The following is a 23532-nucleotide window of genomic DNA, read 5'->3' on the forward strand; positions in this document are numbered from 1 at the left end:
CGCCGTGTCAGCTCTTGACGGACGGACCTAAACGGTCCAATCTTGTCACCAGCACACGTGCGGGGAGCCCGGCGGAGGTCAGCCAGCACCGATAGGGTCCCGGAGCATCGCAGTTGAGGATTGCGTCAGCCTGCGCTATTGTTGGACGTTGCGCTGGCTTCCTCCTGCCCATCCCTTACCCGCACCCGAACACCGCAGTACCAGCCTGAGTCAGGTGTATTGACTCGTTTCAGGCCTGTTAGCTCGTGGTTTGGCTGTGCGTGAGACCGGACAGAACGTTCGCCAGCCGAACCAACGGTCGATATTCGCAGCGAACGGGGTCCGGTGAGAACCGGGATCCGCTGGCCGCATTAGGTGCTGGAAGGACGCATCTTGGCAGTCTCCCGCCAGAGCAAGAAGAACGCTTCAGGTACTACCACCCAGAATTCTCCCAATAGTTCCGTGCCCGGGGCCCCGAACCGGGTCTCCTTCGCCAAGCTGCGCGAACCCCTCGAGGTTCCGGGTCTGCTCGACGTGCAGACCGACTCGTTCCAGTGGCTGATCGGGGCGTCGGAGTGGCGCGAGAAGATGGCCCAGCAGACCGGTGCCGCGCCCAAGGGTGGCCTCGAAGAGGTTCTCGAAGAGCTGTCCCCGATTGAGGACTTCTCCGGCTCGATGTCTCTGTCGTTCTCCGACCCGCGGTTCGACGAGGTCAAGGCCCCCGTCGAGGAATGCCGCGACAAGGACATGACGTATGCGGCCCCGCTGTTCGTCACCGCGGAGTTCATCAACAACAACACCGGCGAGATCAAGAGCCAGACGGTGTTCATGGGTGACTTCCCGATGATGACCGAGAAGGGCACCTTCATCATCAACGGCACCGAGCGTGTCGTCGTCTCCCAGCTGGTGCGTTCGCCGGGCGTGTACTTCGACGCCAACATCGACAAGTCCACCGAGAAGACGCTGCACTCGGTGAAGGTGATCCCGGGCCGCGGCGCCTGGCTGGAGTTCGACGTCGACAAGCGCGACCTGGTCGGCGTTCGTATCGACCGCAAGCGCCGCCAGCCGGTCACCGTGCTGCTCAAGGCGCTGGGCTGGACTTCTGAGCAGATCCGCGAGCGCTTCGGCTTCTCCGAGATCATGATGTCGACGCTGGAGAAGGACAACGCCGCCAACTCCGACGAGGCGCTGCTGGACATCTACCGCAAGCTGCGTCCGGGCGAGCCCCCCACCAAGGAGTCCGCGCAGACTCTGCTGGAGAACCTGTTCTTCAAGGAGAAGCGCTACGACCTGGCGCGGGTGGGTCGCTACAAGATCAACAAGAAGCTGGGCCTGACCGCCAACCCGGGCGAGTCGCAGCCGACCACGCTGACCGAAGAGGACATCGTGGCCACCATCGAGTACCTGGTGCGCCTGCACCAGGCCGCTCAGGAAGGCGTGTCCGCCACCATGACGGTGCCGGGTGGCGTGGAGGTTCCCGTCGAGGTCGACGACATCGACCACTTCGGCAACCGGCGGCTGCGCACCGTGGGTGAGCTGATCCAGAACCAGATCCGGGTCGGGCTGTCCCGGATGGAGCGCGTGGTCCGCGAGCGGATGACCACCCAGGACGTCGAGGCCATCACGCCGCAGACCCTGATCAACATCCGCCCGGTGGTCGCCGCGATCAAGGAGTTCTTCGGCACCAGCCAGCTCTCCCAGTTCATGGACCAGAACAACCCGCTGTCGGGTCTGACCCACAAGCGCCGCCTGTCGGCGCTGGGGCCGGGTGGTCTGTCGCGTGAGCGGGCGGGCCTGGAAGTTCGTGACGTGCACCCGTCCCACTACGGCCGGATGTGTCCGATCGAGACCCCGGAAGGCCCGAACATCGGTCTGATCGGATCGCTGTCGGTGTACGCGCGGGTCAACCCGTTCGGCTTTATCGAGACCCCGTACCGCAAGGTTGTGGACGGCGTCGTCACCGACGAGATCCACTACCTGACCGCCGACGAGGAGGACCGCCACGTTGTGGCGCAGGCCAACTCGCCGCTGGAGGACGACGGCCGCTTCGCCGAGGACCGTGTTCTGGTCCGCCGTAAGGGCGGCGAGGTCGAGTACGTGTCGTCGGCCGAGGTCGACTACATGGACGTCTCGCCGCGCCAGATGGTGTCGGTGGCCACGGCCATGATCCCGTTCCTCGAGCACGACGACGCCAACCGTGCCCTGATGGGTGCCAACATGCAGCGCCAGGCGGTTCCGCTGGTGCGCAGCGAGGCCCCGCTGGTGGGCACCGGCATGGAGCTGCGGGCCGCGATCGACGCCGGCGACGTGATCGTCGCCGACAAGACCGGTGTCATCGAGGAGGTGTCCGCCGACTACGTCACGGTGATGGCCGATGACGGCACCCGGCAGACCTACCGGATGCGCAAGTTCAACCGGTCCAACCACGGCACCTGCGCCAACCAGCGTCCGATCGTCGACGCCGGCCAGCGTGTCGAGGCCGGCCAGGTGATTGCGGACGGTCCCTGCACCGACAACGGCGAGATGGCCCTGGGCAAGAACCTGCTCGTGGCGATCATGCCGTGGGAGGGGCACAACTACGAGGACGCGATCATCCTGTCCAACAGGCTGGTCGAGGAGGACACGCTGACCTCGATCCACATCGAGGAGCACGAGATCGACGCCCGCGACACCAAGCTGGGCGCCGAGGAGATCACCCGGGACATCCCGAACGTCTCCGACGAGGTGCTGGCTGACCTCGACGAGCGCGGCATCGTCCGCATCGGCGCCGAGGTCCGCGACGGCGACATCCTGGTCGGCAAGGTCACCCCCAAGGGTGAGACCGAGCTGACGCCCGAGGAGCGGCTGCTGCGTGCGATCTTCGGCGAGAAGGCCCGCGAGGTCCGCGACACCTCGCTGAAGGTGCCGCACGGCGAGTCCGGCAAGGTCATCGGAATCCGGGTGTTCTCCCGCGAGGACGACGACGAGCTGCCCGCCGGGGTCAACGAGCTGGTGCGTGTTTACGTCGCGCAGAAGCGCAAGATCTCCGACGGTGACAAGCTGGCCGGTCGCCACGGCAACAAGGGCGTCATCGGCAAGATCCTGCCGGCCGAGGACATGCCGTTCCTGCCGGACGGCACCCCGGTCGACATCATCTTGAACACCCACGGTGTGCCGCGACGGATGAACATCGGTCAGATCCTGGAGACCCACCTGGGCTGGATTGCCAAGACCGGCTGGAACATCGATGTGGCGGCCGGCGTGCCGGACTGGGCGGACAAGCTCCCCGAGGAGCTGTACTCCGCCGGCCCGGACACCCGCACCGCGACCCCGGTGTTCGACGGTGCGCAGGAAGCCGAGCTGCAGGGCCTGCTGTCCTCGACCCTGGCCAACCGCGACGGCGAGGTCATGGTCAACGGTGACGGCAAGGCGATGCTGTTCGACGGCCGCTCCGGTGAGCCGTTCCCGTACCCGGTGACCGTCGGCTACATGTACATCATGAAGCTGCACCACCTGGTGGACGACAAGATCCACGCGCGTTCCACGGGTCCGTACTCGATGATCACCCAGCAGCCGCTGGGCGGTAAGGCGCAGTTCGGTGGCCAGCGGTTCGGTGAGATGGAGTGCTGGGCCATGCAGGCCTACGGTGCGGCGTACACGCTGCAGGAGCTGCTGACGATCAAGTCCGACGACACCGTCGGGCGCGTCAAGGTCTACGAGGCGATCGTCAAGGGCGAGAACATCCCCGAGCCGGGCATCCCGGAGTCCTTCAAGGTGCTGCTCAAAGAGCTGCAGTCGCTGTGCCTCAACGTTGAGGTGCTGGCGAAGGACGGTGCGGCGATCGAGCTGCGCGAAGGCGAGGACGAGGACCTGGAGCGGGCAGCCGCCAACCTGGGAATCAACCTGTCCCGCAACGAATCCGCCTCGGTTGAGGACCTGGCTTAATTACTCGCTACTAAACCCGCAAGGGGAAAGGGAGTTACGTGCTCGACGTCAACTTCTTCGATGAGCTCCGCATCGGCCTGGCGACCGCGGAGGACATCCGGCAATGGTCCTACGGTGAGGTCAAGAAGCCGGAAACGATCAACTACCGCACCCTCAAGCCCGAGAAGGACGGCCTGTTCTGCGAGAAGATCTTCGGACCGACTCGCGACTGGGAGTGCTACTGCGGCAAGTACAAGCGGGTGCGCTTCAAGGGCATCATCTGTGAGCGCTGTGGCGTTGAGGTGACTCGCGCCAAGGTGCGTCGTGAGCGGATGGGCCACATCGAACTGGCCGCCCCGGTCACCCACATCTGGTACTTCAAGGGCGTGCCGTCCCGCTTGGGCTACCTGCTGGACCTGGCGCCCAAGGACCTCGAAAAGATCATCTACTTCGCGGCCTACGTCATCACCAGCGTCGACACCGAGATGCGCCACAACGAGCTGTCCACTTTGGAAGCCGAGATGGTCGTCGAGAAGAAGGCCGTCGAAGACCAGCGCGACGCCGACCTGGAGGCCCGCGCCCAGAAGCTGGAGGCCGACCTGGCCGAGCTGGAGGCCGAGGGTGCGAAAGCCGATGTGCGCCGCAAGGTTCGCGACGGCGGCGAGCGCGAGATGCGTCAGCTGCGCGACCGTGCCCAGCGTGAGCTGGACCGCCTCGACAACATCTGGGACACCTTCGTCAAGCTGGCTCCCAAGCAGCTGATCGTCGACGAGACCGTCTACCGCGAGCTGGTGGACCGCTACGGCGAGTACTTCACCGGTGCGATGGGTGCCGAGTCGATCCAGAAGCTGATCGAGACCTTCGACATCGACGCCGAGGCCGAGCTGCTGCGCGACATCATCAAGAACGGCAAGGGGCAGAAGAAGCTTCGTGCTCTCAAGCGCCTTAAGGTGGTCGCCGCATTCCAGCAGTCGGGTAACTCCCCGATGGGCATGGTGCTCGACGCGGTGCCGGTGATTCCGCCGGAGCTGCGTCCGATGGTGCAGCTCGACGGTGGCCGGTTCGCCACCAGCGACCTCAACGACCTGTACCGCCGGGTCATCAACCGCAACAACCGCCTCAAGCGACTGATCGACCTCGGCGCCCCCGAGATCATCGTCAACAACGAGAAGCGGATGCTGCAGGAGTCCGTCGACGCGCTGTTCGACAACGGCCGTCGCGGCCGCCCGGTCACCGGACCGGGCAACCGTCCGCTGAAGTCGTTGAGCGACCTGCTCAAGGGCAAGCAGGGCCGGTTCCGTCAGAACCTGCTCGGCAAGCGTGTCGACTACTCGGGCCGTTCGGTGATCGTGGTCGGGCCGCAGCTCAAGCTGCACCAGTGCGGTCTGCCCAAGCTGATGGCACTCGAGCTGTTCAAGCCGTTCGTGATGAAGCGACTGGTCGACCTGAACCACGCGCAGAACATCAAGAGCGCCAAGCGGATGGTGGAGCGGCAGCGCCCCCAGGTGTGGGACGTCCTGGAAGAGGTCATCGCCGAGCACCCGGTGCTGCTCAACCGTGCACCCACGCTGCACCGCCTGGGCATCCAGGCCTTCGAGCCGCAGCTGGTGGAGGGCAAGGCCATTCAGCTGCACCCGCTGGTGTGTGAGGCCTTCAACGCCGACTTCGACGGTGACCAGATGGCCGTGCACCTGCCGCTGAGTGCCGAGGCGCAGGCCGAGGCCCGCATCCTGATGCTGTCGAGCAACAACATCCTGTCGCCGGCCTCGGGTCGTCCGCTGGCCATGCCGCGACTGGACATGGTTACCGGGCTGTACTACCTGACCACCGAGATCGAGGGTGAGACAGGCGAATACACCCCGGCTGCCAAGGACCGTCCGGAGGCCGGCGTGTACTCCTCGCCGGCCGAGGCGATCATGGCCGTCGACCGTGGTGCGTTGAGCGTGCGGGCCAAGATCAAGGTGCGTCTGGACCAGCTGCGGCCGCCGGCCGAGGTGGAGACCGAGCTGTTCGGCGAGAACGGCTGGCGTCCGGGCGGTGCCTGGATCGCCGAGACCACGCTGGGCCGGGTGCTGTTCAACGAGCTGCTGCCGACCGGGTACCCGTTCGTGAACAAGCAGATGCACAAGAAGGTTCAGGCCGTCATCATCAACGACCTGGCCGAGCGCTACCCGATGATCGTGGTCGCCCAGACCGTCGACAAGCTCAAGGACGCCGGCTTCTACTGGGCCACGCGTTCGGGGGTCACGGTCTCGATGGCCGACGTGCTGGTGCCGCCGCGTAAGAAGGAGATCCTCGACTCCTACGAAGCGCGTGCCGACAAGGTCGAAAAGCAGTTCCAGCGTGGTGCTCTCAACCACGACGAGCGCAACGAGGCGCTGGTGGAGATCTGGAAGGAAGCCACCGAGGAAGTGGGTCAGGCGCTGCGTGACCACTACCCGGCCGACAACCCGATCATCACGATCGTCGACTCCGGTGCGACGGGTAACTTCACCCAGACCCGGACGTTGGCCGGCATGAAGGGTCTGGTGACCAACCCCAAGGGTGAGTTCATCCCGCGGCCGATCAAGTCCTCCTTCCGTGAGGGACTGACGGTGCTGGAGTACTTCATCAACACCCACGGCGCCCGAAAGGGCTTGGCGGACACCGCGTTGCGTACCGCTGACTCGGGTTACCTGACTCGTCGTCTGGTGGACGTGTCCCAGGACGTGATCGTGCGCGAGCACGACTGCGGCACCGAGCGCGGGATCATCGTCGACTTGGCCGAGCCTCAGGCGGACGGGTCGCTGATCCGCAACCCGTTCATCGAGACCTCGGCGTACGCCCGCACCTTGGCCATGGACGCTGCCGACAGCAACGGCAAGGTCGTTGTCGAGCGGGGCCACGACCTGGGCGACCCGTCGATCGAGGCGCTGCTGGCGGCCGGTATCTCGCAGGTGAAGGTCCGCTCGGTGCTGACCTGCACCACCGGAACCGGGGTGTGTGCCACCTGCTACGGCCGGTCGATGGCCACCGGCAAGCTGGTCGACATCGGTGAGGCGGTCGGCATCGTCGCCGCCCAGTCCATCGGTGAGCCCGGTACTCAGCTGACCATGCGCACCTTCCACCAGGGTGGTGTCGGTGAGGACATCACCGGTGGTCTGCCGCGTGTGCAGGAGCTGTTCGAGGCCCGGATTCCGCGTGGCAAGGCGCCCATCGCCGATGTCGCCGGACGGGTGCAGCTTGAAGAGGGCGAGAAGTTCTACAAGATCACGATCGTGCCGGACGACGGTGGCGAGGAAGTGGTCTACGACAAGCTGCCCAAGCGTCAGCGGCTGCGCGTGTTCAAGCACGAGGACGGCTCGGAGCGGTTGCTGTCCGACGGCGACCACGTCGAGGTCGGCCAGCAGCTCATGGAGGGCTCGGCCGACCCGCACGAGGTGCTGCGGGTGCAGGGCCCCCGTGAGGTGCAGATCCACCTGGTCAACGAGGTCCAGCAGGTCTACCGGGCCCAGGGTGTGTCGATCCACGACAAGCACATCGAGGTGATCGTCCGGCAGATGCTGCGCCGCGTCACCATCATCGACTCGGGCGCCACGGAGTTCCTGCCCGGTTCGTTGACCGAGCGGGCCGAGTTCGAGACCGAGAACCGTCGCGTGGTGGCCGAGGGCGGCGAGCCCGCGGCTGGCCGTCCGGTGCTGATGGGTATCACCAAGGCGTCGCTGGCCACCGACTCGTGGCTGTCGGCGGCTTCCTTCCAGGAGACCACCCGCGTGCTGACCGATGCGGCGATCAACTGCCGCAGCGACAAGCTGCAGGGCCTGAAGGAGAACGTGATCATCGGCAAGCTGATCCCGGCCGGCACCGGCATCAACCGGTACCGCAACATCACGGTGCAGCCCACCGAAGAGGCCCGGGCCGCTGCGTACACGATCCCGTCCTACGAGGATCAGTACTACAGCCCGGACTTCGGCGCCGCCACCGGTGCCGCGGTTCCGCTGGACGACTACGGGTACAGCGACTACCGGTAGTCAGCAACGAGAAAGGCCTCGGGGTGCGCCCCCGGGGCCTTTCTCGTTCCTGCCGAGCTGATGTCGGGCGGTCAGGACACGTCTTGCTCCTGGTGGCCGAATTCGACGCTCTTGCCTTTGAAGTCGCCGTGGCAGGAGAGCACGACGTGGTAGGTCTGTCCCGGGAGCGGGGCGATGAAGTTCAGCGTTGTCGAGCCGTTGGCAGCGATGTCGAACGCCCTGCTGACCGGAATCCCAGCACCGTTGACCTCATTGGCCTTGTAGAGGCAATTACCGGCGATGGGTGCGTTGTTGGTGACGTTGACCTTCACATTGCCGAGTTGCTTGGTGATCTGCATGCGCACCTGATTGGTCGGCGGCTTCTCCTCCGGCTTTGCCGGTGGGGGCGTCTTGGAGCAATCGGAGCCCGGGGGCAGGATCCGGCCGTCACCGGTGCAACGCACCGGTTTCTCTGCGGGACCCGGGGCCGGTGCGGCTCCGGCCGCAGGCGCGGGCGCTGCCGGGGGTTTGTACGTGTAGTCCGCCCAGGGGCCGCACCAGTCGCCCTCCAGGTCCTTCTTGCGGCAGCCCTGAACCCCGATCGTGAACTCAGCGACTGTCTGTACGCCCCATCTGGCGGTTTGCCCGTTGATGCATTTGAAGCCGTACTCCTCCTGGCGTCCGTTGTACAGCACGTGGACGGCGTCGACGACGTAGTCGCCATTCACGCGCGGGCACCCGCCGATGATGCACGTCGTGTGGACGCCGCTGTCCGCGGTGCAGGAAACGTCAAGACCATTGGGCAGTGGGCTGGCATCGGCTCCCGGGGCCACGATGACCCCCAGCGCGGCCAGGCAGGCTGGACTGGCGCCGATAACCCAGCGTTTAAGGGTTCTTGCTCGGATGATCATCGCCGGAGCGTATGCCGCTGACAGGGGCCGCTGAATCGGGCGTTTCCCTATTTCTTGCCACCATTCAGCGCAGCGGGGGCGGTGTGATGTTGCGAGGACGGGCGTGCGCAGGTTGCATCGTGGGTATGGGGGACCAGGTGAACCGCACTGCTTACAGTCATACCCAGCGCCGGCATTACCGGCACAAGATTCAGCAGTGCCTGGATGTTTTCGAGACGATGCTGGCGCAGTCCAGCTTCGAATGTGAGCCGCCGCTGACCGGCATGGAGATCGAGGGCAACCTGATCGGCGAGGACTATCGGCCGGCCATGTCGAACGCCGGCGTGTTGTCCTCGATCGACGATCCGGCGTTTCAACGCGAATTGGGTTCCTACAACATCGAATTCAACGTGCCGCCCCGTCAGCTCACGGCGCTCTCGGCGCTGGATCTGGAAGCCGAGGTGCGCGCCAGCCTCAATGACGCCCAGGCCAAAGCCCGCGCACACGACGCGGGCATCGTCATGATCGGCATCTTGCCGACCCTGATGCCCGAGCATCTGGCCGGTGACTGGATGAGTGACTCGGCACGGTATGCGGCACTCAACGACTCGATTTTCGCCGCGCGCGGTGAGGACATCGGCATCGACATCGATGGCCCGGAACCGCTGAGCCTGCAGGTCGAGGACATCGCGCCGGAATCAGCGTGCACCAGCATGCAGTTGCACCTGCAGGTCTCGCCGGCCCACTTCGCCAACCACTGGAACGCCGCCCAGGTGCTGGCCGGCCCGCAACTGGCGATCGGCGCCAACTCGCCCTACTTCTTCGGCCACCGACTGTGGGCGGAGACCCGGGTCGAGCTGTTCGCCCAGTCCACCGACACCCGCCCCGATGAACTGAAGAACCAGGGGGTGCGGCCCAGGGTGTGGTTCGGCGAGCGGTGGATCACGTCGATCTTCGACCTCTTCGAGGAGAACGTGCGGTACTTCCCGTCGCTGCTGCCCGAGGTCTCCGAGGAGGACCCAGCCGACGAACTCGCGCAGGGGCGTACCCCGCAACTGGCGGAGCTGCGCCTGCACAACGGCACCGTGTACCGCTGGAACCGCCCGGTTTACGACGTCGTCGACGGAAGACCGCACCTACGGGTGGAGAACCGGGTCCTGCCCTCGGGCCCCACGGTCGCCGACATGGTGGCCAATGCGGTCTTCTACTACGGCCTGCTGCGCAGACTGGCCCGCGAGCAGCGTCCGCTGTGGACGCAGATGAGTTTTGCGGTGGCGCACGACAACTTTCGCCGGGCCGCGCGCCACGGCATGGACGCCCGGCTGTTCTGGCCGGAGCTGGGTGAGGTGAGCGTGGCGGAACTGACGCGGCGCGAGCTGCTGCCACTGGCCCGTCAGGGCCTGGACGAGTGGGGGGTGGCCGCCGAGGTGAGCGACCGGTTCCTCGGCATCATCGCCGATCGGGTGGCAACGGGGTGCAACGGCGCCACCTGGCAGGTGTCGACGGTCCGCGCGTTGCAGGCCCAGGGCTTGAGCCGGCCGGCCGCGCTGGCCGAGATGCTGCGCCGCTACTGCACGCACATGCACACCAACCAGCCGGTGCACACCTGGCCGATCGAATCCGCGTCGTCGCCGGACTAAGCTGGCCGCCGTGTTGATCGGATCCCATGTGCGCCCACAGAATCCGTTGGCTGCCGCCGAAGCCGAGGGCGCCGAGGTGGTGCAGATCTTCCTGGGCAACCCGCAGAGCTGGAAGCCGCCCAAACCCCGCGAGGACGCGGCGCAACTGCGCGCGGCGGCGCTGCCGATCTATGTGCACGCGCCGTACCTGATCAACGTCGCCTCGCCGAACAACCGGGTGCGCATCCCGTCGCGCACCATCCTGCAGCAGACCTGCGACGCTGCCGCCGATATCGGCGCGGCCGCGGTGATCGTGCACGGTGGCCACGTGACCGCCGATGACGACGACCCGCAAGCCGGGTTCGCTCGCTGGCGCAAGGCGCTGGACCGCCTGGAGACGACCGTCCCGGTGTACCTGGAGAACACCGCCGGAGGTGACCACGCGATGACCCGGCGCTTCGACACCATCGCCAAGCTGTGGGACCACATCGGCGACACCGGCGTCGGATTCTGCCTGGACACCTGCCACACCTGGGCGGCCGGGGAATCCCTGCCCGATGCCGTGGAGCGCATCAAGGCCATCACCGGACGCATCGATCTGGTGCACTGCAACGACTCCAAGGACGCGGCCGGCTCCGGGCGGGACCGGCACGCCAACGTCGGTGCCGGCCAGATCGACCCCGACCTGTTGGTCGCAGTGGTCAAGGCCGCCGGCGCCCCGGTGATCTGCGAGACCGCGGAGGAGGGCCGCAAGGCCGACATAGCGTTCCTGCGGGATCGGCTGAGCTGACATGCGGCGCTGGGTGGTGCTGCTCGGCGCCGCGCTGATCATCAGCGGCTGTGTCGCGCCTGGGGTGGCGCAGCCGGCGCCCGACGGCACCAGCGTGCACACCCTGACGGTCGGCGGGCTGCAGCGCTCCTACCGGGTGTATCGGCCGGCCGGTCTGCCGGCGGCGGCTCCGCTGGTGGTCATGCTGCACGGTGGCTTCGGTAGCGCGGCCAACGCTGAACGGCGTTACGGCTGGGACGAATTGGCCGATACGGCGAAATTTGTGGTCGCCTATCCCGACGGTGTGTCGCGGGCGTGGAACACCGGCGGCAACTGCTGCGGGCGTGCTGCCGCCGAGGGCGTCGATGACGTCGGCTTCATCGCAGCGGTGGTGGGCGACGTCGGCCGTGCCGTGGCCATCGACCCGGCGCGGGTCTACGCCACCGGCATGAGCAACGGCGGCATCATGGCCTACACGCTGGCCTGCGCCACCGGGCTGTTCGCCGCGATCGGACCGGTTGCGGCCACCCAGCTCGGGCCCTGCCCGTCCCCGCACCCCACCTCGGTGTTGCACATCCATGGCGCCGCGGACCCCAATATCCGCTACGACGGCGGCCCCGGCGCCGGGGTAGCGCAGATCGACGGTCCGTCGGTCCCGGAGGTGGACGCGTTCTGGCGCACCGTCGATGACTGTGCACCGCCCGTGAGCACCACCGATGGTGCGGTTACCTCCGCGATTGCCGACTGCCCGTCGGGCCGTAGCGTGCAGCTGACCACGATCGCCGGCGGCGGCCACCAGTGGCCGGACTCGGCGACGGCCACCTTGTGGCAGTTCTTCACCGCGCACCCCCGCTGACAAAAAACATCCGTTTTGACCGATTAATCCGCTAGAGGGCGACATCTGGTCGGTTCTGTGCTACAACTTTGCTCAGGCGCCGTGACCGCGGCAGCTGCGCACACGTCTCAGGACTGGAGGGGGTCCAAATGCCTGAGCGGCACCAGCACGGTGCGGGGGGAGTGCGCAGCGCCTAGTCCGGCGCCCCAAAACGACGGCGGTCACAGCCCGGAACCTCCCGACCCCGGGCTGTGACCGCCGTTTTGTTTGCCGAGCACCAATTTGATTACAGCCCATTGTGCATGCGTGCAAAAACTGTAATATTCGGCTATGGCCGACACGCATATCGTCACCAACCAGGTCCTTCCGCTGGAGGGCTACAACCCCGCGTCGTCCCCGGTCCTCATCGAGGCCCTGATCCGCGAGGGCGGCCAATGGGGCGTCGACGAGGTCACCGACCTGGGGGCGCTGTCCGGGTCCAAACAGGTGCAACGCTGGGGCGAGCTGGCTGACCGCCACCGGCCGGTGCTGCACACCCACGACGTCGTCGGCAACCGGATCGACGAAGTGGAATACGACCCGGCCTACCACGAGTTGATGCGCACCGCGATCGCGCACGGCCTGCACGCTGCGCCGTGGGCCGACCCCCGACCCGGCGCGCACGTCGTCCGCGCCGCCCAAACCGGGGTCTGGACCTCCGAGCCCGGCCACATGTGTCCGATCTCGATGACGTACGCGATCGTGCCCGCGCTGCGCAACAACGCCGAACTCGCCAAGACCTACGAGCCCCTGCTGACCAGCGGGGTCTACGACCCCGAACTGAAGGTGCCGGCCACCAAAGCCGGTATCACCGCGGGCATGTCAATGACCGAAAAGCAGGGCGGCTCCGACGTGCGCGCCGGAACCACCCAGGCGGTGCCGAACGCCGACGGCAGCTACACCCTGACCGGGCACAAGTGGTTCACCTCCGCGCCGATGTGCGACGTGTTCCTGGTGCTCGCGCAGGCGCCCGGAGGCCTGAGCTGCTTCTTCCTGCCCCGGATCCTGCCGGACGGCACCCGCAACCGGATGCGGCTGCAGCGGCTCAAGGACAAGCTCGGCAACCACGCCAACGCCTCCAGTGAGGTCGAGTACGACGGCGCCACCGCCTGGCTGGTGGGTGAGGAGGGCCGCGGGGTCTCGGTCATCATCGAGATGGTCAACCTCACCCGGCTGGACTGTGCGCTGGGCAGCGCCACCAGCATGCGGATGGGACTGGCCCGCGCCACCTACCACGCTCAGCACCGTAAGGCGTTCGGCGCCTACCTGATCGACCAACCGCTGATGCGCAACGTGCTGGCCGATCTGGCCGTCGAGGCCGAGGCCGCGACCATGGTGGCGATGCGGATGGCCGGTGCTACGGACAAGGCGGTCCGCGGCGACGAACGAGAGGGGCTGCTGCGCAGGATCGGGCTGGCGGCCACCAAGTACTGGGTGTGCAAGCGCGCCACCCCGCATGCGGCCGAGGCGATGGAGTGCCTGGGCGGCAACGGCTACATCGAGGACACCCTGATGCCGCGGCTGTATCGGGAGGCGCCGCTGATGGGCATCTGGGAGGGGTCGGGCAACGTCAGCGCACTGGACACGCTGCGCGCCCTGGCCACCCAACCCCAGTCGGCGGCCGTGCTCTTCGACGAGCTGGCCGGCACCACCGGGCAGGACCGCCGGCTTGACGCCCACATCGAGGCGCTGAAGGCCCAATTGGCCGACCTCGGCACCGACGTCGTTGCCGCTCAGCACCAGGCCCGCAAGATCGCCGAGGACATCTGCCTGGCGCTGCAGGGTTCGCTGCTGGTGCGCCACGGACACCCGGCTGTGGCCGAGGCGTTCTTGGCGACCCGACTCGACGGACAGTGGGGCGGGGCGTTCGGTACCCTGCCGGCGAGCCTGGACCTGGGGCCGATCATCGAGCGTGCCTTGGTCAAAGGCTGAGGCCGGCTGTCCATGCGGCACCACATCGCCCCGGTTGAATTCGACAACCTGCGGACGATGACCTACGAGGTCACCGACCGCATCGCCCGGATCACCTTCAACCGCCCGGAGCACGGCAACGCGATCACCGCTGACACCCCGCTGGAACTGTCGGCGCTGGTGGAGCGGGCCGATCTGGATCCGAACGTGCACGTGATCCTCGTGTCAGGCCGTGGCGAGGGATTCTGCGCCGGTTTCGACCTCGGTGCCTACGCCGAAGGTTCGTCGTCGGCTGGCGGCGAAAACTACCGGGGCAGTGTGCTCGACGGCAAGACGCAGGCGACCAACCATCGCCCGGATCAGCCGTGGGACCCGATGATCGACTATCAGATGATGAGCCGTTTCGTCCGCGGGTTCGCCTCGCTGATGCACGCCGACAAACCCACGGTGGTCAAGATCCACGGCTACTGCGTAGCCGGCGGCACCGATATCGCACTGCATGCCGACCAAGTGATCGCGGCATCCGACGCCAAGATCGGTTACCCCCCGATGCGGGTGTGGGGGGTGCCGGCGGCCGGGCTGTGGGCGCACCGGCTCGGCGACCAGCGCGCCAAGCGACTGCTGCTGACCGGAGACTGCATCACCGGAGCGCAGGCCGCCGAGTGGGGTCTGGCGATCGAGGCCCCCGACCCAGCCGATCTCGACGAGCGCACCGAACGCCTGGTGTCCCGTATCGCCGCGATGCCGGTCAACCAGCTGATCATGGCCAAGCTCGCGCTCAACACCGCACTGCTGCAGCAGGGTGTGGCCACCAGCCGGATGGTCAGCACCGTGTTCGACGGGGTGGCGCGGCACACCCCGGAGGGGCACGCATTCGTGGCCGACGCGGTGGCGCACGGGTTCCGCGACGCGGTCCGGCACCGCGACGAGCCGTTCGGGGACTACGGCCGAAAGGCCTCCGGGGTCTAGGGTGGCACACGATGCCCACCACGCCAGCACGGATGACGGCGCGCTCCGTGGTGCTGTCGGTGCTGTTGGGGGCCCACCCCGCTTCGGCGACCCCGGCTGAATTGCTCAGATTCACCGCGGATTTCGGTATCAAGGAAACCGCCATGCGGGTGGCGCTGACCCGACTGGTCGCTGCGGGGGACCTGGTCCGCTCCGTCGACGGCTACGGACTGTCCGAGCGGCTGCTGGAGCGCCAGCGCAGGCAGGACGCGGCGCTTGATCCGCAGACCAAGCGCTGGAGCGGCGACTGGCTGGCAGTGGTGATCACCAGCATCGGCTGCGATGCGCGGACCAGGGCAGCATTGCGTGCGGGTCTGTCCGACCGGAGGTTCGCCGAACTGCGCGAAGGGTTTTGGATGCGTCCGGACAACCTCGAGGTCGAGTTGGGCGATCGCCTCAGCAGCTACACCAGGCTGCTCACCGCACGCGACGAGCAGCCGGCCGAGCTGGCTGCCAAGCTGTGGGATCTGGACGGTTGGGCGCGCACCGGACATGAGTTGCTCACGGCGATGGCCGACGCCGAAGACGTACCCGGCCGCTTCGTCGTTGCCGCGGCCATGGTCCGCCACCTTCGCGGCGACCCGGTGTTGCCGCCGGAACTGCTCCCGCGGGACTGGCCGGGGGCGCGGATCCGCAGTCGCTACGCGGAGTTTGCCCAAGAACTGGCTTCACGACGTGACGTCGCCCAACGAGCGGAGGTGCTATGAGTAACGCAGTGCGGGTGGAGCGCAGCGGCCCCGTCACCACGGTGATCCTGGACCGGCCGCACGCGCGCAACGCCGTCGACGGCCCGACCGCCGCCGCGCTGTATCAGGCCTTCGACGAATTCGACCGCGACCAGACCGCTTCGGTGGCGGTGCTGTGGGGAGATCACGGAACCTTTTGCGCGGGAGCCGACCTCAAAGCATTAGGCACCCCGAACGCCAATCAGACCCATCGCAGCGGGCCCGGTCCGATGGGCCCGACCCGAATGATGTTGTCCAAACCGGTGATTGCCGCGGTGAGCGGCTACGCGGTGGCCGGCGGGCTGGAGTTGGCGCTGTGGTGCGACATGCGGGTGGCCGAGGACGATGCGGTGTTCGGGGTCTTCTGCCGGCGCTGGGGAGTTCCGCTCATCGACGGTGGCACCGTGCGGCTACCCCGCCTGATCGGCCACAGTCGGGCCATGGACATGATCCTCACCGGCCGGGCGGTGAACGCCGAGGAGGCGCGGGCGATCGGATTGGCCAATCGGGTTGTCCCCAAGGGGGAGGCTCGTTCGGCAGCCGAGCAGCTGGCCCTCGAACTGGCCGAGCTGCCGCAGGGCTGCCTGCGCTCGGACCGGTTGTCGGCGCTGCGGCAGTGGGGCATGGCCGAGTCCCATGCGATGGATCAGGAATTCGAGAGCATTGAGCGGGTGGCCGACGAGGCGCTGCGCGGGGCGGGCCGGTTCGCCGGCGGGGCCGGTCGCCACGGCGCTAAAGCCTGACGCCGGTGGCCCGCTTCGCCCGGCTCCGCCGCGCTTGCGACCACCGGGAAGCCTGACGCCGCTCAGCGCTTGTCGGCGATGGTGTTACCCGACCCGCGGTTGTCGACCTTCGGATCGCCCCCGCGGTAGGTGATGGAATTGTTGAGCCCGGTGATCGTCAGCGTCTTGTCGATGCGCTCGATGGTGATGCGGTTGTCAGCGCCGGCTACGTTCACCACCTCGCAGCGGCCCCGGACCGTCAGCTTGTTGTTCGAACCGGCCACGTTCAGCGATTTGCCGTCGGCGCAGTCCACCGCCGATGTGGCGCCGAACGACTCATAGCTGATGGTGTTGGAGAACCGCCCGTCGTAGTTCTTGGTGATCCGAGCGGACTTGGGCGGCGCCTCCGACTCGCAACCGGTGAGCGCGACCGCAAGCAGCGCCAGTGCGCCGGCCAGCAGCGAGCAGGGGTTGATGCGGAGAACGTGGGTCACGCCGGTACGCGTTGGAGCCGGTTCGTCATCCCCAGCTCGCGTCCGCGGTCGAACAGCAGCGGGTCGCCATTGTGGTAGTACACGGTCGTGTCGTTGCCGTAGACGGTGACGTCGTTGACGATGGTGTCGGCGATCACGGTGTTCTGCGAGCCCTGTGTGGTCACCGCCCAGCAGGTTCCCATCGCGTGGATGGTGAGGTTGACGCCGTTGATGAACAGCGTCCCGCCGTTGCAGTCCAGGGTGTGGGTCTCGTGCACCCCGTAGATGTGGATGTCGCCGGGCACGGCTTGTGCGCCCGCGGCACCCCCCAGTGAACCGGCGGCCAGACCCAGCAGCGCACCAGCCAGCGCGGTCCATTTCATCTCCGAGCCCCTCTCGCCGGACGCAATCTCGGCAAAGCTTACGTCGCACCAGCTGGCGCGTACTCGGGTTCCCCTACTAATCGGTCGATTAGAGTTCTGTGCTGATCTCCTCCTTCCGCACGATCCGAAGGGCCTACGCCATGTCAGCTCGACCAGACCCGCCCACAGCGGGGGGTCGCTCGCGCGCCAACGGCAAATCGGGGGCGCGCCCGGTCAAGCTGAGTCGCGACGTCATCGTCAACGCCGCCCTGAACTTCCTGGACCGCGAGGGCTGGGACGCGCTGACCATCAACGCGTTGGCCACCCAGCTGGGCACCAAGGGTCCGTCGCTGTACAACCACGTGCACAGCCTCAATGACCTGCGCCGCGCCATGCGCATGCGGGTCATCGACGACATTCTGGAGATGCTGACCCAGGTCGGCCAGGGTCGCGCCCGCGACGACGCGGTGCTGGTGATGGCCGGGGCCTACCGCAGCTATGCCCACCATCACCCGGGCCGGTATTCGGCGTTCACCCGGATGCCCCTGGGCGGCGACGACCCGGAGTACACCGCCGCGGCAACCCGAGCCGCCGCCCCGGTCATCGAGGTGTTGGCGTCCTACGGACTCGAAGGGGACCGGGCGTTTCACGCGGCGCTGGAGTTCTGGGCGGCGATGCACGGATTTGTCCTGTTGGAGATGACCGGCGTGATGGATGACGTGGACACCGACGCCGTCTTCGCCGACATGGTGCGCAGGCTGGCTTCGGCGATGGACAGCCGCACCGAGTAGCCGCTGAGCGGGACTAGTGGGGTCAGAGGGGCCGGTTGGTCGCGCTTTGACCTGCCGGAGTGCTGCCGGGTATTGTGGTAGCTCGTGCCTGGCCACCGAGGCGCGTTTGGTGACATAACGCGCGCGCCTGGCCCAATTCGCATGTCCATTATGCAGCGGAGGAATCCGCAGCGGCCCATGCGACACGCCCGACCGCGGGGTAGCGGTGGGGCACAGACCTGCAGGATTTACGACAGTTTTGAACAGCGATATAGGAAGCCGGTAGATGCCAACCATTCAGCAGCTGGTCCGTAAGGGTCGCCGCGACAAGGTCGCCAAGGTGAAGACCGCGGCCCTCAAGGGCAGCCCGCAGCGTCGAGGCGTGTGCACCCGCGTGTACACCACCACCCCGAAGAAGCCGAACTCGGCACTTCGCAAGGTGGCGCGCGTGAAGCTGACCAGCCAGGTGGAGGTGACCGCCTACATCCCGGGTGAGGGCCACAACCTGCAGGAGCACTCGATGGTGCTGGTGCGTGGTGGTCGTGTGAAGGACCTGCCGGGTGTGCGCTACAAGATCATCCGCGGCTCGCTGGACACCCAGGGAGTCAAGAACCGCAAGCAGGCCCGCAGCCGCTACGGCGCGAAGAAGGAGAAGAGCTGATGCCGCGCAAGGGCCCCGCACCCAAGCGTCCGCTGGTCAACGACCCCGTCTACGGGTCCCAGCTGGTCACCCAGCTGGTCAACAAGGTGCTGCTGGATGGCAAGAAGTCGCTGGCTGAGCGCATCGTCTACGGCGCTCTCGAGCAGGCTCGGGACAAGACCGGCACCGACCCGGTCGTGACGCTCAAGCGCGCGATGGACAACGTCAAGCCGGCCCTTGAGGTTCGCAGCCGCCGCGTCGGTGGTGCCACCTACCAGGTTCCGGTCGAGGTGCGCGCCGAGCGCTCCACCACGCTGGCGCTGCGCTGGCTGGTGAGCTTCTCGCGGGCTCGCCGGGAGAAGACCATGATCGAGCGCCTGGCCAACGAGATCCTCGACGCCAGCAACGGCCTGGGTGCTGCCGTCAAGCGGCGTGAAGACACCCACAAGATGGCCGAGGCCAACCGGGCGTTCGCGCACTACCGCTGGTGATCACGTCGGCCTCAGCGGCCGACGCACCTGCGACAACAAGCAATTGAAGTAACCGAAAGAGTGGGAAGACTGCTGTGGCACAGGATGTGCTGACTGACCTGAACAAGGTCCGCAATATCGGCATCATGGCGCACATCGATGCGGGTAAGACGACGACGACCGAGCGGATCCTGTACTACACCGGCGTCAACTACAAGATCGGTGAGACGCACGACGGCGCCTCCACGACCGACTGGATGGAGCAGGAGCAGGAGCGCGGCATCACCATCACCTCCGCCGCGGTGACCTGCTTCTGGAACAAGAACCAGATCAACATCATCGACACCCCGGGCCACGTCGACTTCACCGTCGAGGTGGAGCGGTCCCTGCGTGTCCTTGATGGCGCCGTTGCCGTGTTCGACGGCAAGGAGGGCGTGGAGCCGCAGTCCGAGCAGGTGTGGCGGCAGGCCGACAAGTACGACGTGCCCCGGATCTGCTTCGTCAACAAGATGGACAAGCTCGGTGCGGACTTCTACTTCACCGTGCGCACCATCGAGGAGCGCCTCGGCGCTCGTCCGCTGGTGATCCAGCTGCCGATCGGCGCGGAGAACGACTTCGAGGGCATCGTCGACCTGGTCGAGATGAACGCCAAGGTGTGGCGCGGCGAGACCAAGCTCGGTGAGACCTACGAAACCATCGAGATCCCGGCCGACCTGGCCGACAAGGCCGAGGAGTACCGCACTGCGCTGATCGAGGCGGTCGCCGAGACCGACGAGGCGCTGCTGGAGAAGTACCTCGGCGGCGAGGAGCTCTCGATCGAGGAGATCAAGGGCGGCATCCGCAAGCTGACGGTCTCTTCGGAGCTGTACCCGGTGCTGTGCGGCAGCGCGTTCAAGAACAAGGGTGTCCAGCCGATGCTGGACGCGGTGATCGACTACCTGCCGTCGCCGCTGGACGTCGAGTCGGTGCAGGGCCACGTGCCCGGCAAGGAAGACGAGATCATCAGCCGCAAGCCCAGCATCGACGAGCCGTTCTCGGCGCTGGCGTTCAAGATCGCGGTGCACCCGTTCTTCGGCAAGCTCACCTACGTCCGGGTGTACTCGGGCAAGGTGGAGTCCGGTGCTCAGGTGGTCAACTCGACCAAGGGCAAGAAGGAGCGGCTGGGCAAGCTGTTCCAGATGCACTCCAACAAGGAGAACCCGGTCGAATCGGTTTCTGCCGGCCACATCTACGCGGTGATCGGCCTCAAGGACACCACCACCGGCGACACGCTCTGCGACCCGGCCAACCAGATCGTGCTGGAGTCGATGACGTTCCCGGCTCCGGTCATCGAGGTGGCCATCGAGCCCAAGACCAAGAGCGACCAGGAGAAGCTGAGCCTGGCGATCCAGAAGCTGGCCGAAGAGGACCCGACCTTCAAGGTGCACCTCGACCAGGAGACCGGCCAGACCGTGATCGGCGGCATGGGCGAACTGCACCTGGACATCCTGGTGGACCGCATGCGCCGCGAGTTCAAGGTCGAGGCCAACGTCGGCAAGCCGCAGGTGGCCTACAAGGAGACCATCCGCCGCAAGGTGGAGAAGGTCGAATACACCCACAAGAAGCAGACGGGTGGTTCGGGCCAGTTCGCGAAGGTCCTCATCGACGTCGAGCCCTTCACCGGCGAAGACGGTGCGACCTACGAGTTCGAGAACAAGGTCACCGGCGGGCGCGTGCCTCGCGAGTACATCCCCGCGGTGGACGCCGGGGCCCAGGACGCCATGCAGTACGGCGTGCTGGCCGGCTACCCGCTGGTCAACATCAAGGTCACCCTGATCGACGGTCAGTACCACGACGTCGACTCCTCCGAGATGGCCTTCAAGGTGGCCGGCTCGCAGGCGCTGAAGAAGGCTGCCGCCGCCGCGCAGCCGGTGATCCTGGAACCGATCATGGCCGTTGAGGTCACCACGCCCGAGGACTACATGGGCGACGTGATCGGCGACCTGAACTCCCGCCGTGGCCAGATCCAGGCCATGGAGGAGCGCAGCGGTGCGCGCGTCGTCAAGGCGCAGGTGCCGCTGTCAGAGATGTTCGGCTACGTCGGAGACCTGCGGTCGAAGACCCAGGGCCGGGCGAACTACTCCATGGTTTTCGACTCCTACGCTGAAGTGCCGGCGCAGGTGGCGAAGGAGATCATCGCGAAGGCAACGGGCGAGTAAGTAGCTGCCCGCCCGTGCCGCTACGGTGGCACAAACACAAACCCAAAAAGTTCAATCCTGCTGTAACCCAGCACCAACAAGTCCAGGAGGACAAGAAGTGGCGAAGGCGAAGTTCGAGCGGACGAAGCCGCACGTCAACATCGGGACCATCGGTCACGTTGACCACGGCAAGACCACGCTGACCGCGGCTATCACCAAGGTTCTGCACGACAAGTACCCGGACCTGAACGAGTCGCGTGCGTTCGACCAGATCGACAACGCTCCCGAAGAGCGTCAGCGCGGTATCACGATCAACATCTCCCACGTGGAGTACCAGACCGAGAAGCGGCACTACGCCCACGTCGACGCGCCGGGCCACGCCGACTACATCAAGAACATGATCACCGGTGCCGCCCAGATGGACGGCGCGATCCTGGTGGTCGCGGCCACCGACGGCCCGATGCCGCAGACCCGCGAGCACGTGCTGCTGGCCCGTCAGGTCGGTGTGCCCTACATCCTGGTGGCGCTGAACAAGTCCGACATGGTCGACGACGAGGAGCTCCTCGAGCTCGTCGAGATGGAGGTCCGCGAGCTGCTGGGTGCCCAGGAGTTCGACGAGGAGGCCCCGGTGGTTCGGGTGTCGGCTCTGAAGGCGCTCGAGGGCGACGCGAAGTGGGTCAAGTCCGTCGAGGACCTGATGGACGCCGTCGACGAGTCCATCCCGGACCCGGTCCGCGAGACCGACAAGCCGTTCCTGATGCCGGTTGAGGACGTGTTCACGATCACCGGTCGTGGCACCGTGGTCACCGGTCGTGTCGAGCGTGGCGTGATCAACGTGAACGAGGAAGTCGAGATCGTCGGCATCCGTCCGGACACCACCAAGACCACCGTCACCGGTGTGGAGATGTTCCGCAAGCTGCTGGACCAGGGTCAGGCCGGTGACAACGTCGGTCTGCTGATCCGTGGTATCAAGCGTGAGGACGTCGAGCGTGGCCAGGTTGTGGTCAAGCCCGGCACCACCACCCCGCACACCGAGTTCGAGGGTCAGGCCTACATCCTGTCCAAGGACGAGGGTGGTCGCCACACGCCGTTCTTCAACAACTACCGTCCGCAGTTCTACTTCCGCACCACCGACGTGACCGGTGTGGTGAGCCTGCCGGAGGGTACCGAGATGGTGATGCCCGGTGACAACACCGAGATGACCGTCAAGCTGATCCAGCCCGTCGCCATGGACGAGGGTCTGCGGTTCGCCATCCGTGAGGGTGGTCGTACCGTCGGCGCCGGCCGGGTCACCAAGATCATCAAGTAGTTCCTGCACGAGCAGACGCAAAATCCCCCTTTTCCTCCGAGGAAAAGGGGGATTTTGCGTCTGCTCGGCAAGCGAGTGTTGGACGCTGGGCACGTGTTGTGGCGATACGTGAAGGCACAGTTGCTCGTGCTGTTGTGCGGAGGCATGGTCGGGCCCATTTTCCTGATCGTCTACTACGCCATCGGCGAGTACGAGATGACGCGGTGGATGTACTACAGCGGTATCGCGATCACGGTGGTCGATGTGCTGGTGGGCATTGCGCTGGCGTATTTCGGGGCGAGATCGGCGAGCAATGCCGCCCTGCTGGAACGCGACGGGGTGTTGGCGCTCGCGCAGATCAACGGCATCACCGAGACCGGCACCCGGATCAACGACCAACCGCTGGTCAAGTTGCAGTTGCACATCGCCGGGCCGGGTCTGACGCCGATGGACACCGAGGACCGGGTCATCGCCAGCGTCAGCCGATTGGGGAACATCACCGCCCGCAAGCTGGTGGTCCAGGTCGACCCGGTCAGCGGCAAGCACCTGATCGACTGGGAACGCAGCGCTGTGGTCAATGGGCTGGTGCCTGCGCAGTTCACCGTCGCCGAAGACGGCCAGACCTACGACTTGAGCGGGCAGTCCGGTCCGCTGATGGAGATCCTGCAGCTGCTCAAGTCCCACGGCGTGGGTCTGAACCAGATGGTCGACGTGCGGTCGAACCCTGCACTGCGACAGCAGATCAGCGCGGTGGTGCGCCGAGCGGTCGCTCAGCAGTCGGCGGCCGGCGAGTCCGCAGCTGTGCCGGTCGTCGAGCAGCCGTCTGTCGGCGAGCGGTTGCAGGAGCTGTCGGCACTGCACGCGGCGGGAACGGTGACCGACGAAGAGTACGCACAGAAACGGGCCCAGATCATCGCCGACCTCTGAGGCACCGAATTAGAACACGTTCCATAAACAGCTGCT

Annotated in this window: 18 protein-coding genes; 15 read left to right on the forward strand and 3 right to left on the reverse strand. The window is 66.4% G+C overall.

The annotated features are described in order from the left end of the window. The first annotated feature begins 354 nt into the window (after positions 1 to 354). Together rpoB and K3U94_RS03810 are read left to right on the forward strand one after the other, a co-directional pair. On the forward strand, positions 355 to 3903 hold the full coding sequence (rpoB, locus tag K3U94_RS03805; RefSeq protein ID WP_220695627.1) for a DNA-directed RNA polymerase subunit beta: 3549 nt from the start codon (positions 355 to 357) through the stop codon (positions 3901 to 3903). A gap of 38 nt (positions 3904 to 3941) precedes the next feature. Next, complete coding sequence (locus K3U94_RS03810; protein WP_220695628.1) at positions 3942 to 7892, forward strand: DNA-directed RNA polymerase subunit beta'; 3951 nt, start codon at positions 3942 to 3944, stop codon at positions 7890 to 7892. 71 nt (positions 7893 to 7963) lie between these two features. Here the strand turns inward: K3U94_RS03810 and K3U94_RS03815 are convergent, their stop codons facing one another. Next, the gene (locus K3U94_RS03815) at positions 7964 to 8782 is read right to left on the reverse strand and encodes a hypothetical protein (protein WP_220695629.1); all 819 of its coding nucleotides are present in this window, start codon (positions 8780 to 8782) and stop codon (positions 7964 to 7966) included. A 125-nt stretch (positions 8783 to 8907) separates the two neighbouring features. Between K3U94_RS03815 and K3U94_RS03820 the strand changes: the two genes are divergently transcribed. The 7 genes from K3U94_RS03820 (at position 8908) to K3U94_RS03850 (ending at position 16410) form a co-directional block, all read left to right on the forward strand. Next, entirely contained in the window at positions 8908 to 10401 is a 1494-nt protein-coding gene (locus K3U94_RS03820) for a glutamate-cysteine ligase family protein (protein WP_220695630.1), read from the forward strand. Positions 10402 to 10411: 10 nt separating this feature from the next. Beyond that, positions 10412 to 11170, forward strand: coding sequence for a deoxyribonuclease IV (locus K3U94_RS03825; RefSeq protein ID WP_220695631.1), 759 nt, complete (start codon positions 10412 to 10414; stop codon positions 11168 to 11170). 1 nt (position 11171) lies between these two features. Then, positions 11172 to 12005 carry a CE1 family esterase gene (locus K3U94_RS03830; RefSeq protein WP_220695632.1) on the forward strand — a complete coding sequence of 278 codons (834 nt, stop codon included), beginning with the start codon at positions 11172 to 11174 and terminating at the stop codon, positions 12003 to 12005. Between the two features lie 309 nt (positions 12006 to 12314). Next, positions 12315 to 13955: an acyl-CoA dehydrogenase family protein gene (locus K3U94_RS03835; protein WP_220695633.1), complete on the forward strand. Its 1641-nt coding sequence runs from the start codon at positions 12315 to 12317 to the stop codon at positions 13953 to 13955. Between the two features lie 12 nt (positions 13956 to 13967). Continuing rightward, complete coding sequence (locus K3U94_RS03840) at positions 13968 to 14903, forward strand: crotonase/enoyl-CoA hydratase family protein (protein WP_220695634.1); 936 nt, start codon at positions 13968 to 13970, stop codon at positions 14901 to 14903. Between the two features lie 11 nt (positions 14904 to 14914). Next, a complete protein-coding gene (locus K3U94_RS03845) occupies positions 14915 to 15649 on the forward strand; it encodes a PaaX family transcriptional regulator C-terminal domain-containing protein (protein WP_230987386.1) in 735 nt (244 codons plus the stop codon). Continuing rightward, positions 15646 to 16410, forward strand: a complete 765-nt coding sequence (locus K3U94_RS03850) for a crotonase/enoyl-CoA hydratase family protein (RefSeq protein WP_220695635.1) — start codon at positions 15646 to 15648, stop codon at positions 16408 to 16410. The genes K3U94_RS03845 and K3U94_RS03850 overlap by 4 nt, the downstream gene beginning before the upstream one ends. 62 nt (positions 16411 to 16472) lie before the next feature. Here the strand turns inward: K3U94_RS03850 and K3U94_RS03855 are convergent, their stop codons facing one another. Together K3U94_RS03855 and K3U94_RS03860 are read right to left on the reverse strand one after the other, a co-directional pair. After that, the gene (locus tag K3U94_RS03855) at positions 16473 to 16883 is read right to left on the reverse strand and encodes a DUF3060 domain-containing protein (RefSeq protein ID WP_230987388.1); all 411 of its coding nucleotides are present in this window, start codon (positions 16881 to 16883) and stop codon (positions 16473 to 16475) included. Beyond that, positions 16880 to 17245, reverse strand: a complete 366-nt coding sequence (locus tag K3U94_RS03860) for a DUF3060 domain-containing protein (RefSeq protein ID WP_047317602.1) — start codon at positions 17243 to 17245, stop codon at positions 16880 to 16882. Before K3U94_RS03860 ends, K3U94_RS03855 begins: the two co-directional genes overlap by 4 nt. Before the next feature lie 140 nt (positions 17246 to 17385). Here K3U94_RS03860 and K3U94_RS03865 point away from each other — a divergent pair, with 140 nt between their 5' ends. The 6 genes from K3U94_RS03865 to K3U94_RS03890 all read left to right on the forward strand — a co-directional run bounded on the left by K3U94_RS03865 (position 17386) and on the right by K3U94_RS03890 (position 23496). Continuing rightward, positions 17386 to 18015 carry a TetR/AcrR family transcriptional regulator gene (locus tag K3U94_RS03865; protein ID WP_047317745.1) on the forward strand — a complete coding sequence of 210 codons (630 nt, stop codon included), beginning with the start codon at positions 17386 to 17388 and terminating at the stop codon, positions 18013 to 18015. 265 nt (positions 18016 to 18280) lie between these two features. Then, entirely contained in the window at positions 18281 to 18655 is a 375-nt protein-coding gene (rpsL, locus tag K3U94_RS03870; RefSeq protein WP_007767794.1) for a 30S ribosomal protein S12, read from the forward strand. Beyond that, on the forward strand, positions 18655 to 19125 hold the full coding sequence (gene rpsG, locus K3U94_RS03875) for a 30S ribosomal protein S7 (protein WP_024441009.1): 471 nt from the start codon (positions 18655 to 18657) through the stop codon (positions 19123 to 19125). Before rpsL ends, rpsG begins: the two co-directional genes overlap by 1 nt. Before the next feature lie 74 nt (positions 19126 to 19199). Continuing rightward, a complete protein-coding gene (gene fusA / locus K3U94_RS03880) occupies positions 19200 to 21302 on the forward strand; it encodes an elongation factor G (protein ID WP_047317601.1) in 2103 nt (700 codons plus the stop codon). Positions 21303 to 21399: 97 nt separating this feature from the next. Next, a complete protein-coding gene (tuf, locus tag K3U94_RS03885; protein WP_047317600.1) occupies positions 21400 to 22590 on the forward strand; it encodes an elongation factor Tu in 1191 nt (396 codons plus the stop codon). A 93-nt stretch (positions 22591 to 22683) separates the two neighbouring features. Next, positions 22684 to 23496, forward strand: a complete 813-nt coding sequence (locus tag K3U94_RS03890; protein ID WP_220695636.1) for an SHOCT domain-containing protein — start codon at positions 22684 to 22686, stop codon at positions 23494 to 23496. Positions 23497 to 23532: the final 36 nt, after the last annotated feature.

The sequence above is a fragment of the Mycolicibacter heraklionensis genome, from assembly GCF_019645815.1.
In the GTDB taxonomy this organism is placed as follows: Bacteria; Actinomycetota; Actinomycetes; order Mycobacteriales; family Mycobacteriaceae; genus Mycobacterium; species Mycobacterium heraklionense.

Excerpts from the sequence above, each read along its gene's own strand:
- K3U94_RS03815 (WP_220695629.1), bottom strand. The coding sequence starts at position 8,782 with ATGATCATCCGAGCAAGAACCCTTAAACGCTGGGTTATCGGCGCCAGT.
- K3U94_RS03820 (WP_220695630.1), top strand. The coding sequence starts at position 8,908 with ATGGGGGACCAGGTGAACCGCACTGCTTACAGTCATACCCAGCGCCGG.
- K3U94_RS03830 (WP_220695632.1), top strand. The coding sequence starts at position 11,172 with ATGCGGCGCTGGGTGGTGCTGCTCGGCGCCGCGCTGATCATCAGCGGC.
- K3U94_RS03835 (WP_220695633.1), top strand. The coding sequence starts at position 12,315 with ATGGCCGACACGCATATCGTCACCAACCAGGTCCTTCCGCTGGAGGGC.
- K3U94_RS03840 (WP_220695634.1), top strand. The coding sequence starts at position 13,968 with ATGCGGCACCACATCGCCCCGGTTGAATTCGACAACCTGCGGACGATG.
- K3U94_RS03845 (WP_230987386.1), top strand. The coding sequence starts at position 14,915 with ATGCCCACCACGCCAGCACGGATGACGGCGCGCTCCGTGGTGCTGTCG.
- K3U94_RS03850 (WP_220695635.1), top strand. The coding sequence starts at position 15,646 with ATGAGTAACGCAGTGCGGGTGGAGCGCAGCGGCCCCGTCACCACGGTG.
- K3U94_RS03860 (WP_047317602.1), bottom strand. The coding sequence starts at position 17,245 with ATGAAATGGACCGCGCTGGCTGGTGCGCTGCTGGGTCTGGCCGCCGGT.
- K3U94_RS03865 (WP_047317745.1), top strand. The coding sequence starts at position 17,386 with ATGTCAGCTCGACCAGACCCGCCCACAGCGGGGGGTCGCTCGCGCGCC.
- rpsL (WP_007767794.1), top strand. The coding sequence starts at position 18,281 with ATGCCAACCATTCAGCAGCTGGTCCGTAAGGGTCGCCGCGACAAGGTC.
- rpsG (WP_024441009.1), top strand. The coding sequence starts at position 18,655 with ATGCCGCGCAAGGGCCCCGCACCCAAGCGTCCGCTGGTCAACGACCCC.